This window comes from Streptomyces sp. NPDC051018, assembly GCF_044456085.1.
Lineage (GTDB): Bacteria > Actinomycetota > Actinomycetes > Streptomycetales > Streptomycetaceae > Streptomyces.
The window spans coordinates 314,506-329,552 of the sequence record NZ_JBITFN010000002.1 but is presented as its reverse complement, the minus strand read 5'-3'; the positions used below and the strand labels follow the sequence as shown (position 1 = coordinate 329,552).

Genomic DNA, 15,047 nt, shown 5'->3' with positions numbered 1-15,047 from the left:
CGAGGTGCCCGGCGAGTGATCCACGGCATCCACTGGACACCGAACCGCCGGGCGCCGACCACTGTGGCACGCCGAATCCCGCGCGGGGCCCGAACCCGTCGCCGTGCGACGAGCGTCACTGATGCCGTGATTCCGCCACCACGCCGGGGTGTGGCTCCCGGCGGCCCGGGCAGGGGAGGAATAGGCCGCCCCCGGCGACCGTTGTCCGGGGCGAGAGCCGACCTGGCAGGACGCGTGAATCGCGAATGAACGCGAATGAAAGGGATGAGGTAGGACGTCATGAGCACTGTTGAGCTCACCAAGGAGAACTTCGATCAGATCGTGTCCGACAACGACTTCGTACTGATCGATTTCTGGGCTTCTTGGTGTGGTCCGTGCCGTCAGTTCGCCCCGGTGTACGAGGGGGCGGCGGAGCGCCACCCCGATCTGGTGTTCGCGAAGGTCGACACGGAGGCCCAGCAGGAGCTGGCCGCGGCGTTCGAGATCCAGTCGATCCCGACACTGATGATCGTCCGGGAGAATGTCGCGATCTTCGCGCAGCCCGGCGCGCTGCCGGAGGCCGCGCTGGAGGATGTCATCGGCCAGGCCCGTGCCCTGGACATGGACAAGGTGCGCCAGTCGATCAAGGACGCCGAGGCCGCGGCGAGCAACGGGGAACGGCCCCAACAGGGCTGACCCGCCGCACCCGGCCGGGGTCGGCGCACGGCAGGCCCGGCCCCTGGCGGTGCGATCGTCGGGGGCCGAGGGGCTCCGCACGACCCGGGCCATGGGCCCCACGGCCCCGACCGACGACATGTCGTCATGCGTCCTGACGTCAGGACGGCCTCAGTACGCGGGCCGACAGCCCGTAGTCGAGCTCGAAGCCGTCCACGAGCAGTGCCTCGACCGTGAGGGTCTCCGGGTCGATGTCGGCCACCATTCCATGGCCCGCGTAGCGCGGATAACCGGAGGCCCCCCACTCACCCGTCGCCTCCACGACGGCCGAGCGGATGGCGGCCGCGGTCAGGGCCGCCGTGTCGTCGTCCTCCAGGTGCTCGGGCACCAGCAGGACCTCGAAGCGCTGCGCGTCATCTGTGCTCATACAAGGACGCTAGGCAGCGACCGGCCGGGGCGCACCCGGACGGGCCCTCAGCTCGATTCCCGGTGCACCGCCCTCACCCCCATCAGATCGTGGGTCTCCGGCTCGTTCTCGGGGTCGCGCACCACCCGGTCGACGAGTTCGGCGAGCCGTCTGCCGGTCACCAGATCGATATGGACCGTGCTCAGCCGGGGCCGCAGCAGCCTGCCGAGCAGCAGATCGTCGGAGCCGATCATCGCGGTCTCGTCCGGCACCCGGATGTCCTCGTCCTTGAGGGCACGCATCAGCAGGGCGGCGTAGTCGTCGTTGTAGCTGAAGACGGCGTCGAGCCCGATCCCGCGCCAGCGGGCCGCGAGCGCGGCGGCCGACTCCTCGGTGTAGGCGAGGGGCAGCCGCTCGATCCGCGCTCCCGCGGCCTCGGCGACCCGGCGGGCACCCTCCAGCCGGGGCTCGGAGAACAGCTCAAGCCCGGGCTCCTGGGGCATGACCACCCCGATGGCCCGCCGGCCGCGCCCGGCCAGATGGCCGACGGCGCAGGCGCCGACCTCGGCCTGGTCCATGACGAGGGAGTGGGCGCCCTCAACCCGCCGGGGGCCGAGGGTTATGACGGCCTTGGCGCCGGAGCGCTTGAGGACACCGACACCGTTCGGGGTGAGCCCGACCTCACCGAGCGACACGACCGCGACGGGCCGCAGCTCGGCCCAGGCACGGGCCGCCTCGTCACCGGCGAGGCCCAGGCTGCCGTACTGCACCACGGTGTAGTCGAGCCGGCGCAGGGACCACTGGAGTTCGCCGAAGAACCGGTTGTAGAGCGGCCCCACCGGGAAGCTCGCCGTGGGCAGCAGGACCATCCGGGTGTGCCCCGCGCGCAGGCTGCGGGCCGCGGCGTGGGGCACGTAGCCCAGTTCCTCGGCGGCCTCGCGGACACGCCGGCGGGTGGGTTCGCTGATGCGGACGGAGGAGGTGTTGTTGAGTACGTACGAGACCGTGGCCCGGGAAACCCCCGCTAACCGGGCTACGTCTGCGCTGGTGGGAACGGAGCGCTCCGCGGACTGTCTGGGTGTCTGGCTCATCGCTCTCTGCATTTTTCCAGAACAAACCTGTGCGTCATCCACGTGATGGCCGGGATGCACCGCGCATCTATTTTCCGCCGGTCAATGCCGGTCGGCGCCGGTCGGCGCCCGTCTGCGCCCGTCTGCGCCCGTCAACGGAGCGCGGTCCGGCGGTGCGGGGCCGGGGCGGCCGCCGGCACCGCCGTGCGGATCCGGAACCCGGCCCACGCGCCCACCGCGGGTCCGGGTGCGGGCGGCCGGATCAGATCCGGAGCCCCTGGCCGTCCCCACGGCCGGCTCCCGCGTCCGGACCGGCGGCGGTGACAGCGGAGAAGGTGCCTTCGAAGGCGCGGTAGGTGTTCTTCTCCTTCGAACGGTCCAGCACCGCGAAGACGGTCTCCTCGAAGTGGCCCGCGAACCGGCCGTCCCCGGTGAGCAGGGCGTGGAAGGTGCCCGCGACCGTCTCGGGGGCGTTCTGGAAGACCCCGCAGCCCCAGGCCCCGAGCACCAGACGGCGGTATCCGTGCGCCGCGGCCGTCTCCAGCACCCGTTCGGCGCGCCCGGCGAGGGCGGCCGGAATGCGATGGGCACGGTCGGGGGTCCTGCGCGCGATCACCCCCGCGTTCGGCGCGGGTGAGGTGAGGAAGCCGACGGTGTACGGGCTCTCCAGCAGCCGGCCCCTGTCGTCGCGGAAGACGGGGACGCCGGGTGAGTGGATGACCCGGTCGGAGTAGAAGGGGTCCCGGTCGGCCCGGTGGTGCTCGTAGTACTCGGGCGCGCGCAGCAGGGTCGCATAAAGCGCGGAGGCTCGGCACAGCGCCTCCTCCTGGGCCTGCGCGCCGTTGAGAAAGCCTCCGCCGGGATTGCGCGCGGAGGCGAAGTTCAGCACGGCGACGGGCCCGGGGGCCGCCGCGGTGAGGCGCCGGGCGGCCTGGGTGCTGCTCTCACCGGTGACCTGGAAGACCGTCTTCCGGCCGCTGTCCGCGGTGACCGGTACGGCCTCGGGCCCGTACATCCGGGCTCCGGCCAGCGCCGCGGACACATCGGGAGCAATGGTGACCTCGCGCCCGTCCGGGGCCAGATAGTGGCCGGTTTCAACAATCTTCTGGGTTTCCCGCGCGATCCCCCGCAAACGTGCGCTCATGGTCGTTCATGCTGCCTGACCTGCGGCGGAGGGGCGAGCCATTTTCCCGGGGGCGCCGAATCCACGCGGATGTGTGTGGCGTAACCACGGGTCGTGCGCCGGGGGCGCTCTTGTGCGGAGCTGAGAACGTGGCCTTAGGTTGGCAGGGTGCCTTCGAAAGAGGAGCCGATCATGCGACACACGGACGCCGGCGACTACGGCCGGCCCATAGCGGAAGAGGAAGCAGAGGACCTTCTGCGGGGCATCTGCTTCAAGACCGGACCGCCCAGGACCGTGGGTGTGGAACTGGAATGGCTCGTCCAGGAACAGCGCGGCCCCCGCCACCCCGTCCCCGCCGACCGGCTCAGGTCGGCACACGACCGGGTGCGCTCCCTGTCACTGAACTCGGCTCTGACCTTCGAGCCCGGCGGGCAGCTGGAACTCAGCTCCTCCCCCGCCCCCTCCCTGATGGAGTGCGTCGACTCCGTCGCCGACGATCTGGACGCCGTACGCGCCTCGCTCCGGACGGACGGCCTCACTCTCACCGGTATCGGCATCGACCCCTGGAATCCGCCGCGCAGACTCCTGCGGGAGCCCCGTTACGACGCCATGGAGGCGTTCTTGGACCGCACGGGTCCGTGCGGTCGCGTCATGATGTGCAGTTCCGCCTCCATCCAGGTGTGTCTGGACGCCGGGGAGGAGGAGCCGGGCCCGCTCGGGCTCGGCAGGCGCTGGCGGATGGCGCATCTGCTGGGCGCGGTCCTGACGGCCGCGTTCGCCAATTCTCCGGTGATGGAGGGCCGCTACACCGGCTGGCGGTCCACCCGGCAGGCCATCTGGGCCGAACTCGACGCCGTACGGCCGATCGCGCCGCCGCTGGACCGGGAGCCGCGCGCCGCGTGGACCGGCCACGTACTGGACGCGCCCGTGATGTGTGTGCGCAGCGCGGACGGGCCCTGGGTGCGGCCGGAAGGGCTGACCTTCCGGCGGTGGATGCGCTCGGGCGGCCCGCGCCCGCCCACCCGTCAGGACCTCGACTACCATCTGACGACGCTCTTCCCGCCCGTACGGCCCCGTGGCCATCTCGAACTGCGCATGATCGACGCCCAGCCCGGCGACGACGGCTGGCTGGTACCGCTCGCGGTCACGGCGGCCCTGTTCGACGACCCCGAGGCGGCCGAGACCGCCTACCGCGCCGTCAAACCGCTGGCGGAACACGCCGGTTCCCGCCCGGCGCCGCGCAATCCGCTCTGGCTCGACGCCGCGCGCTACGGCCTGGCCGATCCCGAGCTGCGCGCGGTGGCGCTCACCTGCTTCACCGCCGCCCTGGAGGCCCTGCCGAGGATCGGCGCGTCGGGCGCGGTGTGCGAGGCGGTCGCCGCCTTCCACGAGAAGCACGTCCTGCGGGGCCGGTGTCCCGCCGACGATCTCCGTGTCCCGGCTGCGGGACCCGGGATGTACGGGGTGTCCATCCCGTCGTACGGGGATTCGCGAGGCCCCTCGTACGGAAGTCCGCGAGGCCCCTCGTACGGGGATCCGCAGGGGAAGGAGCCGACCCCATGACCGACCGTCCCACGACCGGCCACCGCACAGCGGGCCCCGGCGGCACAGTAGGTGTCCGGAAGCCAACCGCCCCACAGACCAGTGGACTCACATCGGGCGAGCTGCGCCGCCGCGCGCTCGACGCGCTGACCGCCGCGCGGGAGCGCACCGCGCTCCTCACCGGCTGTGTCGACGACCACGATCTCACCGCCCAGCACTCCCCGCTGATGTCACCGCTGGTCTGGGACCTGGCGCACATCGGCAACCAGGAGGAGCAGTGGCTGCTGCGCACGGTCGGCGGTCGCGAGGCCCTGCGGCCGGAGATCGACTCCGTCTACGACGCCTTCGAGCACCCCCGGTCCGTACGGCCCACCCTGCCCCTGCTCCCGCCCGCCGAGGCACGCCGTTATGCCTCCGACGTCCGGGGGCGGGTGCTGGACATCCTCGACGCCGCCGAGCTGGAGGGGACCCCGCTCACCGACTCCGCGTTCGCGTTCGGCATGATCGCCCAGCACGAGCAGCAGCACGACGAGACGATGCTGATCACCCATCAGCTGCGCCGGGGCCCCGCGGTGCTCAGCGCGCCGGAGCCGCCCCGGGGGTCCGCCGCCGGGCTGCCGCCCGAGGTCCTGGTCCCCGGCGGCCCGTTCACCATGGGCACCTCCACCGAGCCCTGGGCGCTGGACAACGAACGTCCCGCCCACGAACGCACGGTCCCCGCCTTCTGGCTGGACACGGTCCCGGTGACATGCGGCGCGTATCTCGCCTTCATCGAGGACGGCGGCTACCGGGATCCCCGCTGGTGGGCCCCCGAGGGCTTCGGGCAGATCCGGCGGCACGACATCACCGCGCCCCTGTTCTGGAGGCACGAGGGCGGCCAGTGGCTGCGCCGCCGCTTCGGAGTGGTCGAACCGGTACCGCTCGACGAGCCGGTGCTGCATGTGAGCTGGTACGAGGCCGACGCGTACGCCCGCTGGGCCGGGCGGCGGCTGCCCACGGAGGCGGAGTGGGAGAAGGCCGCCCGCCACGACCCCGACTCCGGCCGTTCACGCCGCTACCCCTGGGGCGACGGCGATCCGACACCCGGGCACGCCAATCTGGGCCAGCGCCATCTGCGGCCCGCCCCCGCCGGCGGCTACCCCCGGGGGGCGTCCCCGCTCGGGGTGCACCAGCTGATCGGGGATGTGTGGGAGTGGACGTCCAGCGACTTCCTGCCCTACCCGGGCTTCGCCGCCTTCCCCTACCGGGAGTACTCGGAGGTGTTCTTCGGCAGTGCCCACAAGGTCCTGCGCGGCGGCTCCTTCGCGGTGGACGAGGTGGCCTGCCGCGGCACGTTCCGCAACTGGGATCTGCCCGTGCGGCGGCAGATCTTCGCCGGGTTCCGCACCGCGCGGGACGCCGGCGACGCACCCCGGGGCCGGGCCTGATGTGCCGCCACATCGCGTACACCGGGGAGCCGCTGGCGCTCGGCGAGGTGCTCAGCGAGCCGCCGCACGGCCTGCTGAAGCAGTCCTGGGCACCGCGCCGCCAGCGCCACGGCACCGTCAACGCCGACGGCTTCGGCGTCGGCTGGTACGCGGAGGGCGACCCGGTGCCCGCGCGCTACCGCCGCGCGGGGCCCGTCTGGGCGGACCTCTCCTTCGCCGACCTCGCCCGGGTGATCCGCACCCGGACGCTGCTCGCGGCCGTGCGCGACGCCACCGAGGCCGGTGCCGACGGCGAGGCCGCGGCGGCGCCCTTCGCCTCCGGGCCCTGGCTGTTCAGCCACAACGGCGCGGTCACGGGCTGGCCCGGCTCCCTCGCCCCGCTCGCGCTGACGCTGCCCCCGGCCGAGCTGCTCTCGCTGGAGGCACGCTGTGACGCGGCCCTGCTGTGGGCGCTGGTGCTGCACCGGCTGCGCGACGGCGACGAAATGGGCCAGGCGCTGGCCGACACCGTCCGCGACTGTGCCGGGGCCGCGCCCGGCTCGCGGCTCAACTTCCTGCTCACCGACGGTGAGCAGATCGCGGCGACCGCGTGGGGGGACTCGCTGTGGTACCTCGCCGAGCCCGGCGTCAGGACGGCCGTGGCCTCGGAGCCGTACGACGACGATCCGCGCTGGCGCGAGGTGCCCGACCGCACCCTGCTCACCGCGACCCGAGCCGATGTTCTCCTGACCCCCCTCAAGGAGCCCCCTTCGTGAGCCCGTACCGGATGACCCGCACCCTGCCCGAGGACGCCACCGGAGCCGCCCTGCGCGCCGACGTCCTCGACGGTCTGACCCGTATGCCCAAGGCGCTGCCGCCCAAGTGGTTCTACGACGCCCGCGGCAGCGAACTGTTCGAGGAGATCACCCGGCTGCCCGAGTACTACCCCACCCGGGCCGAGCGGGAGATCCTCATCGGCCGCGCCCCCGAGATCGCCGCCGCGACCGGTGCCCGCACCCTGGTGGAGCTGGGCTCGGGCTCGTCCGAGAAGACCCGCCATCTGCTGCGGGAGCTGACCGGGCTGCACAGCTATGTCCCGGTCGATGTGAGCGAGAGCGCGCTCACGGGCGCCGCCGAGGCGCTGCTGGAAGGCCATCCCTCGCTCCATGTGCACGCGCTCATCGCCGACTTCACCCGGGGGCTCGTGCTGCCCGAGACGCCCGGCCCCCGGCTGGTCGCCTTCCTCGGCGGCACGATCGGCAATCTGCTGCCCGCCGAGCGCGCGGAGTTCCTGCGTTCGGTGCGGGCCCTCCTGGAGCCCGGTGACGCACTGCTGCTGGGGACCGATCTGGTGAAGGACGAAGCGGTGCTCGTGCGGGCGTACGACGACGCGGCCGGGGTGACGGCCGCGTTCAACAAGAACGTGCTCAACGTGCTCGCCCGGGAACTGGACGCGGACGTCGACCCGGACGACTTCGACCATGTGGCGCTGTGGGACCGGGACCGCGAGTGGATCGAGATGCGGCTGCGCGCGAGGACCGCGCTGAGCGTGAAGATCCCCGAACTGGATCTGCTGGTGCCGTTCGAGGAGGGCGAGGAACTGCGTACGGAGGTGTCGGCGAAGTTCCGTCAGGAGGGGGTACGCGGTGAACTCGCCGCCGCGGACATGGAGCTGGCGCGGTGGTGGACGGACTCGGCGGGCAGATTCGCGCTCTCGCTGGCCACGGCGGCGGGCTGAGCCCGCCCGCCCCGGCACACGGCGGGCGGGCCGGATCCCCTCACCGCCCGCTCGGCCGCCCGGGCCAGTGAGCGGCGGTCGGGATGGCTCCCGGCGGGGATGACCGGCAGAAGCCGTATCTCCGCCGTGAGGCCGCCCGTCCTGGCGACCCGCCACAGGGAGGCGGGCAGGGTGTCGTCGCCGACGAAGGCGGCGGCCGCCGTGGGCCGGTAGGTGATACGGACGGGCTGGACGGCCGCGCCCGCGTCCAGGGCGGCCTGGAAGACGGCGTGCCGGAAGCGGCCCTGCCGGCGACCGCACCAGGTGCACCCCTCCGGGAAGGCGATGATCCGCGCTCCGCCCGCGAGGGCGGTGGCCATCGTGCGTACCGTGCCGGGCAGCGCCCGGAGCCGGTCGCGCTCCAGGTAGACGGTGCCTCCCCCGGAGGCGAGGGGACCGAGCACCGGCCACCCGGCGATCTCGGCCTTGGCCAGCATCCGGCCGGGCAGGACGGCGGCGATCAGCGGGATGTCCAGCCAGGAGATGTGGTTGGCGACCACCAGGGTGCCGGGGGCTCCCGGGCGCCCGGTGATCCGTACGTCCACCCCGAAGGCGCGCAGGACGGCCCGGGTCCAGCGGACGGCCGCCCGGTGCCGCAGCCGGGTCCCCGCCCGCTTCCCGGCCACGGCCGCCACGAGGGCGGCCCCGGGGGCGAGCAGGACTCCGGTGAGGACGGTCAGCAGCCCCGCGGACAGCCGGGCGGCGGCGGTGAGTCCGCTCACGGTCCGGCCGTGGTGCGTCGCACAGCCGGCGGGGGTGCAGGGCGCACCGGGCAGCCAGGGGCCCGGTGTCCCGGCACGGCCCGGGCGTGCGGGTATCACGCGGTGATGGCGGATCACGGGGAGGTGAGGGAGAGGAAGTGCCGCAGATAGCGGGGGTGGATCCGGCGCAGCGAGAGCAGGACGTACAGGTCGGCGACGCCGAAGTCCGGGTCGTGGGCGGGTGCTCCGCACACCCAGGCCCCGAGCCGCAGATAGCCGCGGAGGAGGGCGGGCGGTTCCGTACGCGCATCGGGGGCCGGGGCCGTGGCGGGGGCGTTCCAGAGCCTGTGCGGGGTGACCCAGTACTCCTCGGGCGCCAGATGCCGGGTCCGCACGGTCCGCCAGGTGGCCGCCGCGAGGGCGCCGCCGTCGGCGAGGGGCACGGAACAGCAGCCACCCAGCCAGTTGTGGCCGGAGCGGGTGGCGTAGCGGGCGAGCCCGGCCCAGATGAGGGCGATGACGGCGCCGTTGCGGTGCAGCGGGTGCACACAGGAGCGGCCGACCTCGATGAGGTCGTCGCGGATCGGTGCGAGGGAGGTCAGATCGAACTCGGTCTCGGCGTAGAGCCGCCCCGCGACCCGCGCCCGCTCGGGCGGCAGCAGCCGGTAGGTGCCGACGACCTCTCCCGTGGCCGTCTCACGGACCAGGAGGTGATCGCAGTACGCGTCGAACGCGTCGGCGTCCAGTCCCGGCTCGGGAGAGGCCCCGTTGCCGACGAGCGTCGCGCCCATCTCACCGGCGAACACCAGGTGGCGCAGCCGCTGCGCCGCCCGTACCTCGTCCTGGTCACGGGCGAGGGAGACGACATAGCGGGGCGGTCCGCCGGCGGCCGGCTGCGCGGGAGGGACGGCGGAGAGGGGGCCCGGGGGCCGGGGGGACGACGGTACGGACAGGGGTGGGGGAACGACGGCAGGCGAGGCGTGCATGGCTGTCTCCTGTGCCGGACGGGAAGGGGGCGGACCACGGGTGCGGTGGTCCGTCCCTCTACTTCTTCCGTGACCGGCTGGATTCGGGATGACAGCCCGGCGGAGAACACATGTGCGGCATCTGAATGCCGGGGGGGGTGCCGCACGGGCCGGAGGGGCGGCAGGCGCCGGGGCGCCCTGCGGGCCCCTCCCGCCCGGGGTACGGCTTATCCCGGCGACAGCAGCCGGGTGATCTGGTCGGAGGCGACCTTGGCCTTGTCGTCGATCTTGCCGCCCTGGAGGACGGCCGTCATATAGACCTTGATCGGGTTGTCGGTCTCGACGTCGGCCCACTTGGCGGAGTTGGGGGTCGCCTTGCTGCCCTTGGCGGACGCCCCCTGGGCCATCGCCCGGGTGGCCTCCTCGTCCGCGATGACGTTCGCGAGGGCTTCCTTGTTGGGCACGTAGTTCATCGTCTGCGCGAGGTCGGTCTGCCAGCGTTCGCTCGCCAGCTCGGTGACGACGTCGATGGCGGCGCCGCGCTCGGACGCCTTCTTCGGGATGATCAGATCGGAGCCGCCGGTGAAGACCGCGCCGGACTCCTTGCCCGACTTGCCCGGGATGGGGAAGTAGCCGAGCTTGCCCTTGAGGGCGGGGTTGTTCTTCACGATCTGGGCCGCGGCGCCGGGTGTGTCGATCAGCTGGGCGACATCGCCCTTGGCGAAGACCCCCGCCTGGGGCGGTGTCCGCTCGTCGGCGTTCTTGGGGCCTTTCCCGAGCGCCTGGAGCTTCTTGTAGAACTTCATGCCCCGCAGCGCCTCGGGGGAGTCGAGCGCCCCGATCCAGTCGCCGTCGGTCTCGGTGGCGAGTTCGCCGCCCTCCTCCCAGATGAAGCCTGCGAGGGTGTACCAGTCCTGGCCCGGGAGGTAGATGCCCTGGGTGCCGCCCCGGTTGAGCTTCTTCGTGATGTCGATCCACTCGGCGTACGACTTGGGCGGCTTGACCCCCTCGCGATCGAAGAGGTCCTTGTTGTAGATCACGACCCGGTTGGCGGCCCACCAGGGGATGCCGTACTGCGAGCCGTTGATATTGCCGGGTTCGGCGAGGCCGGGGAGCCATTCGTCACTGCCGAGATCCCGGACGGACTCCAGGGTGAGGTTGGTCAGGGCGTCCGTCTCCGCGTACTGCGCTACCTGGGTGTTGCCGACCTCGATGACATCGGGGGTGTCGTCGCCCTCCAGTGCGGCGTGGACCTTCTTCCCGATGCCGGTCCAGTCCTGGAAGGTGAACTCAAGCTTCACCGAAGGATGGTTCTTCTCGAAGTCCTTGGCGAATCGGTCCAGGAAGTCGTCGGAGACGCTGTCCTTCATGAGCCATATTCGAACCGTGCGCTGGTCCTCCCCGGTGCCTGGGATGATCCCGCAGCCTGCGAGCGCGAGAGCGCTGACCAGCGCGACAGCGGGGGGGAGTGGGCGGATTCTCACAGCGTTCACCTTATGGCAAAGAAAATGTGAACCCGGAGGGGGATGGCGGGCGTAAGGCTCGCCCGGGCGTGGGTGGATTTTGGTATGGACCAATGCGAGCGGTCAACCCCTCGGTGACCGACATCTCGCGCGGCGGCGGGGGGTGGGGCACGGTGGAGTGAGCGAGCGAGAGGAGCACCACCCCCATGTCGAACCACACCTACCGGGTCACCGAGATCGTCGGCACCTCCCATCAGGGCGTCGACCAGGCAATCCGCAACGGCATCGGGCGCGCGAACCAGACGCTGCGGGGCCTCGACTGGTTCGAGGTGACTCAGGTCCGCGGCCATATCGTCGATGGTGAGATCGAGCACTATCAGGTCGGGCTGAAGGTCGGCTTCCGTCTTGAGGACGGCGACTGACGCGGCCGGCACGGGCCCCGGGGAGCCGTAGGGGCGCGAGCGGCCGCCCCGCCGGACGGGTCCGGTCGCCGGGCTCCCCGTACGGCGCATCAGGTACGCCCCTCGCGCTCCTGGGCGACCGCCATGGCCGCCGAAGTCGCCGCCCAGGTGGCCCGTACGACCCGCAAGCCGGCGCGCTCGGCCTCGTCGCACACCAGCCGGTCGTCGTCGACGAGCATCCGGATCTCACGGCCGGCGCCGAGGCGCCGGAGGACCTCCAGCTTGGCCGTACGGGCGGGCCTGCGGTCGCCGTCGCGCCGCATGTGCAGCTTTCCTCCGGGCAGCCCCCGCGCGGACAGCCAGGCCACGGTGTCCCCGCGGCACCGCTCCGGCCGCCCGGTCAGATACACCACCTCGCACTCCCCCGCCGCCCGCAGGCACCGTTCGACGCCCTCGGCGAGCGGCGGATCCATCGGCGCGGCGGCGAAGAAGGCGTTCCAGTCGCGCGGTCTGCGCTCCAGGAAGTGCTGCCGGTGCGCGGAGTCCGCGAGCGTGCCGTCAAGGTCGAAAACAGCCAGAGGTCTGCTCGTTCGGTTCACGGGCACAGCGTAGGCACGACCACGGCGATTCCTCCGGCCGATAAGCCATTTCACGGGCCGGCGGCCGTCGTCCACCGTGGTGTCCGGACGCCGGGCGGATCGTGGACCGAACCGATGGCACATGCGGCTGCCCCTTCCCGGCCCTTGCGAAGGCGAAGCCGTCAAGGGAGAACCGTCAAGGGAGCACCGACAAGGTGAAGGAGTCGGGTGGCGCGGGCCGTGCGGGCCTGAGGGCCTGAGGGCGCGAAACCTACCGCCGGGAACGGCGGCCGGCCCGCAGCCACTCCTTGTTCATCGCGGAGATCGACGGCAGCGGAATGCCCTTGGGGCAGGCCGTCGCACACTCCCCCGTCAGGGTGCAGCCGCCGAAGCCCTCCTCGTCCATCGTGGCCACCATGTCCAGCACCCGGCTCTCCCGTTCGGGAGCGCCCTGCGGCAGCACATTGAGGTGATTGATCTTCGCTGAGGTGAAGAGCATCGCCGAACCGTTGGGGCAGGCGGCGACACAGGCACCGCAGCCGATGCACTCCGCGTGCTCGAAGGCGTAGTCGGCGTCCGGCTTGGGCACCGGGGTCGCGTGGGCGTCGGGCGCGGCTCCGGTCGGGGCGGTGATGTAGCCGCCCGCCTGGATGATCCGGTCGAAGGCCGAGCGGTCGACCACCAGGTCCTTGATCACCGGGAAGGCGGCGGCCCGCCACGGCTCGACGTCGATGGTGTCGCCGTCCCGGAAGGACCGCATATGGAGCTGGCAGGTCGTGGTGCGCTCCGGCCCGTGGGCGTCACCGTTGATGACCAGGCTGCACGCGCCGCAGATGCCCTCGCGGCAGTCGTGGTCGAAGGCGACCGGGTCCTCGCCGCGCAGGATGAGTTCCTCGTTGAGGGTGTCGAGCATCTCCAGGAACGACATGTCCGGGGAGATGCCGTCGACCTCGTAGATGGCCATCGCGCCGGGGGCGTCGGCGCCGTTCTGGCGCCAGACGCGGAGGTTGAGCTTCATGCGTAGCTCCGCTGGGTGGGGTGGACGTACTCGAAGACCAGGGCTTCCTTGTGCAGCACGGGCGCCCGGCTGGTCCGGGCGAACTCCCAGACGGCCGCGTAGCCGAACTCCTCGTCGTCGCGGGCCGCCTCGCCGTCCGGGGTCTGGGACTCCTCGCGGAAGTGGCCGCCGCAGGACTCGACGCGGTGGAGGGCGTCGAGGCACATCAGCTCGGCCAGTTCCAGATAGTCGACGATCCGGTTGGCCTTCTCCAGCGACTGGTTGAACTCCTCGCCGGTGCCCGGCACCTTGATGCGCCGCCAGAACTCCTCCCGGATCCGGGGGATACGGTCCAGCGCCTTGCGCAGTCCCTCCTCCGTACGGGCCATTCCGCAGAACTCCCACATCAACTCGCCGAGTTCACGGTGGAAGGAGTCGGGGGTGCGGTCGCCGTCCACGGCCAGCAGCAGATGCAGCCGGTCCTCGGTCTCGGCGAGCACCTCGGCGACCTCCGGGTGCGAGTCGTCGGGCCTGTCGCCGAGCGGGGTGCGCGCCAGATAGTCGTTGATGGTGGACGGCAGGACGAAGTAGCCGTCGGCGAGGCCCTGCATCAGCGCGGAGGCACCGAGGCGGTTGGCCCCGTGGTCGGAGAAGTTGGCCTCGCCGATGGCGAAGAGCCCCGGAACGGTCGTCTGGAGGTCGTAGTCGACCCAGAGTCCGCCCATCGTGTAGTGCACGGCCGGATAGATCCGCATGGGAACCTCGTACGGGTTCTCGGCGGTGATCCGCTCGTACATGTCGAAGAGGTTGCCGTACTTCTCCTCGACCTCCGCCCGGCCGAGCCTGGTGATCGCGTCGGCGAAGTCGAGATAGACGCCCTGGCCGCCCGGGCCCACACCCCTGCCCTCGTCGCAGACGTTCTTGGCGGCGCGGGAGGCGATGTCGCGGGGCACGAGATTGCCGAAGGAGGGGTAGATGCGCTCCAGGTAGTAGTCGCGCTCGTCCTCGGGGATCTCGTTCGCCGGACGCCGGTCGCCGCGCGCCTTGGGGACCCAGATCCGGCCGTCGTTGCGCAGGGACTCACTCATCAGCGTCAGCTTGGACTGGTGGTCCCCGGTGCGCGGAATGCAGGTGGGGTGGATCTGGGTGAAGCACGGGTTGGCGAAGTACGCCCCGCGGCGGTGGGCGCGCCAGATCGCGGTGGCGTTGGAGTTCATGGCGTTCGTCGACAGATAGAAGACATTGCCGTAGCCGCCGGTCGCCAGCACCACGGCGTCGGCGAAGTGGCTGGAGATCTCCCCGGTGACGAGGTCGCGCGCGACGATCCCGCGCGCCCGGCCGTCGACGACGATCAGGTCGAGCATCTCGGTACGGGCGTGCAGACGGACGTTGCCCGCCGCGATCTGCCGGGAGAGCGCCTGGTAGGCGCCGAGCAGCAGTTGCTGCCCTGTCTGGCCCCTGGCGTAGAAGGTACGGGAGACCTGGACCCCGCCGAAGGAGCGGGTGTCGAGCAGTCCGCCGTACTCACGGGCGAACGGGACTCCCTGGGCCACGCACTGGTCGATGATCTCCACGGAGATCTGGGCGAGCCGGTGCACATTGGACTCACGGGCCCGGAAGTCGCCGCCCTTGACGGTGTCGTAGAACAGACGGTGGATGGAGTCTCCGTCGTTGCGGTAGTTCTTCGCCGCGTTGATACCGCCCTGGGCGGCGATGGAGTGGGCGCGGCGCGGTGAGTCCTGGTAGCAGAACTGCTCGACGTGGTAGCCCTGTTCGCCGAGGGTGGCGCCCGCGGCCCCGCCGGCCAGCCCGGTGCCGACGACGATGACGGTGTGCTTGCGGCGGTTCGCCGGGTTGACCAGCTTGGCCTCGAAGCGGCGGCGGTCCCAGCGTTCGGCGATCGGGCCGTCGGGGGCCCTGGTGTCGGTGATCGGCGCGCCGGTCTCGTACTGCGTGTAACTCAT

General features: G+C 71.8%; 15 protein-coding genes. 6 read left to right on the top strand and 9 right to left on the bottom strand.

Translation table 11 applies throughout. The features are described from left to right. Positions 1–279: 279 nt before the first annotated feature. Positions 280–675 carry a thioredoxin gene (gene trxA, locus ACIBCM_RS05240; protein WP_399240392.1) on the top strand — a complete coding sequence of 132 codons (396 nt, stop codon included), beginning with the start codon at positions 280–282 and terminating at the stop codon, positions 673–675. 139 nt (positions 676–814) lie between these two features. Here trxA and ACIBCM_RS05235 read toward each other — a convergent pair whose 3' ends face one another. From ACIBCM_RS05235 to ACIBCM_RS05225, 3 genes are all read right to left on the bottom strand, one after another. Continuing rightward, entirely contained in the window at positions 815–1,081 is a 267-nt protein-coding gene (locus tag ACIBCM_RS05235) for a hypothetical protein (RefSeq protein WP_399240390.1), read from the bottom strand. Between the two features lie 47 nt (positions 1,082–1,128). Beyond that, positions 1,129–2,151, bottom strand: coding sequence for a LacI family DNA-binding transcriptional regulator (locus ACIBCM_RS05230; protein ID WP_399240388.1), 1,023 nt, complete (start codon positions 2,149–2,151; stop codon positions 1,129–1,131). 241 nt (positions 2,152–2,392) lie between these two features. Continuing rightward, entirely contained in the window at positions 2,393–3,274 is an 882-nt protein-coding gene (locus tag ACIBCM_RS05225) for a TIGR02452 family protein (RefSeq protein ID WP_399240386.1), read from the bottom strand. A gap of 171 nt (positions 3,275–3,445) precedes the next feature. Between ACIBCM_RS05225 and egtA the strand changes: the two genes are divergently transcribed. The 4 genes from egtA to egtD are packed head-to-tail and all read left to right on the top strand — an operon-like array spanning position 3,446 to position 7,939. Beyond that, positions 3,446–4,816 carry an ergothioneine biosynthesis glutamate--cysteine ligase EgtA gene (egtA, locus tag ACIBCM_RS05220; protein ID WP_399240384.1) on the top strand — a complete coding sequence of 457 codons (1,371 nt, stop codon included), beginning with the start codon at positions 3,446–3,448 and terminating at the stop codon, positions 4,814–4,816. Beyond that, positions 4,813–6,222, top strand: a complete 1,410-nt coding sequence (gene egtB, locus ACIBCM_RS05215) for an ergothioneine biosynthesis protein EgtB (RefSeq protein ID WP_399240382.1) — start codon at positions 4,813–4,815, stop codon at positions 6,220–6,222. Before egtA ends, egtB begins: the two co-directional genes overlap by 4 nt. Then, positions 6,222–6,977 (top strand): ergothioneine biosynthesis protein EgtC, encoded by a 756-nt coding sequence (gene egtC / locus ACIBCM_RS05210; RefSeq protein ID WP_399240380.1) that lies wholly within the window; start codon positions 6,222–6,224, stop codon positions 6,975–6,977. The genes egtB and egtC overlap by 1 nt, the downstream gene beginning before the upstream one ends. Then, positions 6,974–7,939 carry an L-histidine N(alpha)-methyltransferase gene (gene egtD / locus ACIBCM_RS05205; RefSeq protein WP_399240378.1) on the top strand — a complete coding sequence of 322 codons (966 nt, stop codon included), beginning with the start codon at positions 6,974–6,976 and terminating at the stop codon, positions 7,937–7,939. Before egtC ends, egtD begins: the two co-directional genes overlap by 4 nt. Here egtD and ACIBCM_RS05200 read toward each other — a convergent pair. The 3 genes from ACIBCM_RS05200 to ACIBCM_RS05190 all read right to left on the bottom strand — a co-directional run bounded on the left by ACIBCM_RS05200 (position 7,831) and on the right by ACIBCM_RS05190 (position 11,128). After that, a complete protein-coding gene (locus ACIBCM_RS05200; RefSeq protein ID WP_399240376.1) occupies positions 7,831–8,700 on the bottom strand; it encodes a lysophospholipid acyltransferase family protein in 870 nt (289 codons plus the stop codon). The two genes, egtD and ACIBCM_RS05200, sit on opposite strands and share 109 nt — an antisense overlap. A 113-nt stretch (positions 8,701–8,813) precedes the next feature. Next, complete coding sequence (locus ACIBCM_RS05195) at positions 8,814–9,665, bottom strand: GNAT family N-acetyltransferase (protein ID WP_399240374.1); 852 nt, start codon at positions 9,663–9,665, stop codon at positions 8,814–8,816. 206 nt (positions 9,666–9,871) lie between these two features. Continuing rightward, positions 9,872–11,128 (bottom strand): extracellular solute-binding protein, encoded by a 1,257-nt coding sequence (locus ACIBCM_RS05190; RefSeq protein ID WP_399240372.1) that lies wholly within the window; start codon positions 11,126–11,128, stop codon positions 9,872–9,874. Between the two features lie 185 nt (positions 11,129–11,313). Between ACIBCM_RS05190 and ACIBCM_RS05185 the strand changes: the two genes are divergently transcribed. Further along, positions 11,314–11,529 carry a dodecin gene (locus ACIBCM_RS05185; RefSeq protein ID WP_389276538.1) on the top strand — a complete coding sequence of 72 codons (216 nt, stop codon included), beginning with the start codon at positions 11,314–11,316 and terminating at the stop codon, positions 11,527–11,529. Between the two features lie 89 nt (positions 11,530–11,618). On the opposite strand, the gene ACIBCM_RS05180 is transcribed toward ACIBCM_RS05185, so the two are convergent. The 3 genes from ACIBCM_RS05180 to ACIBCM_RS05170 form a co-directional block, all read right to left on the bottom strand. Next, positions 11,619–12,107: a hypothetical protein gene (locus ACIBCM_RS05180; protein ID WP_399240370.1), complete on the bottom strand. Its 489-nt coding sequence runs from the start codon at positions 12,105–12,107 to the stop codon at positions 11,619–11,621. Positions 12,108–12,357: 250 nt separating this feature from the next. Then, complete coding sequence (locus tag ACIBCM_RS05175; protein WP_399240368.1) at positions 12,358–13,104, bottom strand: succinate dehydrogenase/fumarate reductase iron-sulfur subunit; 747 nt, start codon at positions 13,102–13,104, stop codon at positions 12,358–12,360. Beyond that, positions 13,101–15,047, bottom strand: coding sequence for a fumarate reductase/succinate dehydrogenase flavoprotein subunit (locus ACIBCM_RS05170; RefSeq protein WP_399240366.1), 1,947 nt, complete (start codon positions 15,045–15,047; stop codon positions 13,101–13,103). The genes ACIBCM_RS05175 and ACIBCM_RS05170 overlap by 4 nt, the downstream gene beginning before the upstream one ends.

What these genes read in the sequence shown, in the direction of transcription:
- trxA (WP_399240392.1), top strand. Translation starts at nt 280, where the DNA reads ATGAGCACTGTTGAGCTCACCAAGGAGAACTTCGATCAGATCGTGTCC.
- ACIBCM_RS05235 (WP_399240390.1), bottom strand. Translation starts at nt 1,081, where the DNA reads ATGAGCACAGATGACGCGCAGCGCTTCGAGGTCCTGCTGGTGCCCGAG.
- ACIBCM_RS05230 (WP_399240388.1), bottom strand. Translation starts at nt 2,151, where the DNA reads ATGAGCCAGACACCCAGACAGTCCGCGGAGCGCTCCGTTCCCACCAGC.
- ACIBCM_RS05225 (WP_399240386.1), bottom strand. Translation starts at nt 3,274, where the DNA reads ATGAGCGCACGTTTGCGGGGGATCGCGCGGGAAACCCAGAAGATTGTT.
- egtA (WP_399240384.1), top strand. Translation starts at nt 3,446, where the DNA reads ATGCGACACACGGACGCCGGCGACTACGGCCGGCCCATAGCGGAAGAG.
- egtB (WP_399240382.1), top strand. Translation starts at nt 4,813, where the DNA reads ATGACCGACCGTCCCACGACCGGCCACCGCACAGCGGGCCCCGGCGGC.
- egtC (WP_399240380.1), top strand. Translation starts at nt 6,222, where the DNA reads ATGTGCCGCCACATCGCGTACACCGGGGAGCCGCTGGCGCTCGGCGAG.
- ACIBCM_RS05195 (WP_399240374.1), bottom strand. Translation starts at nt 9,665, where the DNA reads ATGCACGCCTCGCCTGCCGTCGTTCCCCCACCCCTGTCCGTACCGTCG.
- ACIBCM_RS05185 (WP_389276538.1), top strand. Translation starts at nt 11,314, where the DNA reads ATGTCGAACCACACCTACCGGGTCACCGAGATCGTCGGCACCTCCCAT.
- ACIBCM_RS05175 (WP_399240368.1), bottom strand. Translation starts at nt 13,104, where the DNA reads ATGAAGCTCAACCTCCGCGTCTGGCGCCAGAACGGCGCCGACGCCCCC.
- ACIBCM_RS05170 (WP_399240366.1), bottom strand. Translation starts at nt 15,047, where the DNA reads ATGAGTTACACGCAGTACGAGACCGGCGCGCCGATCACCGACACCAGG.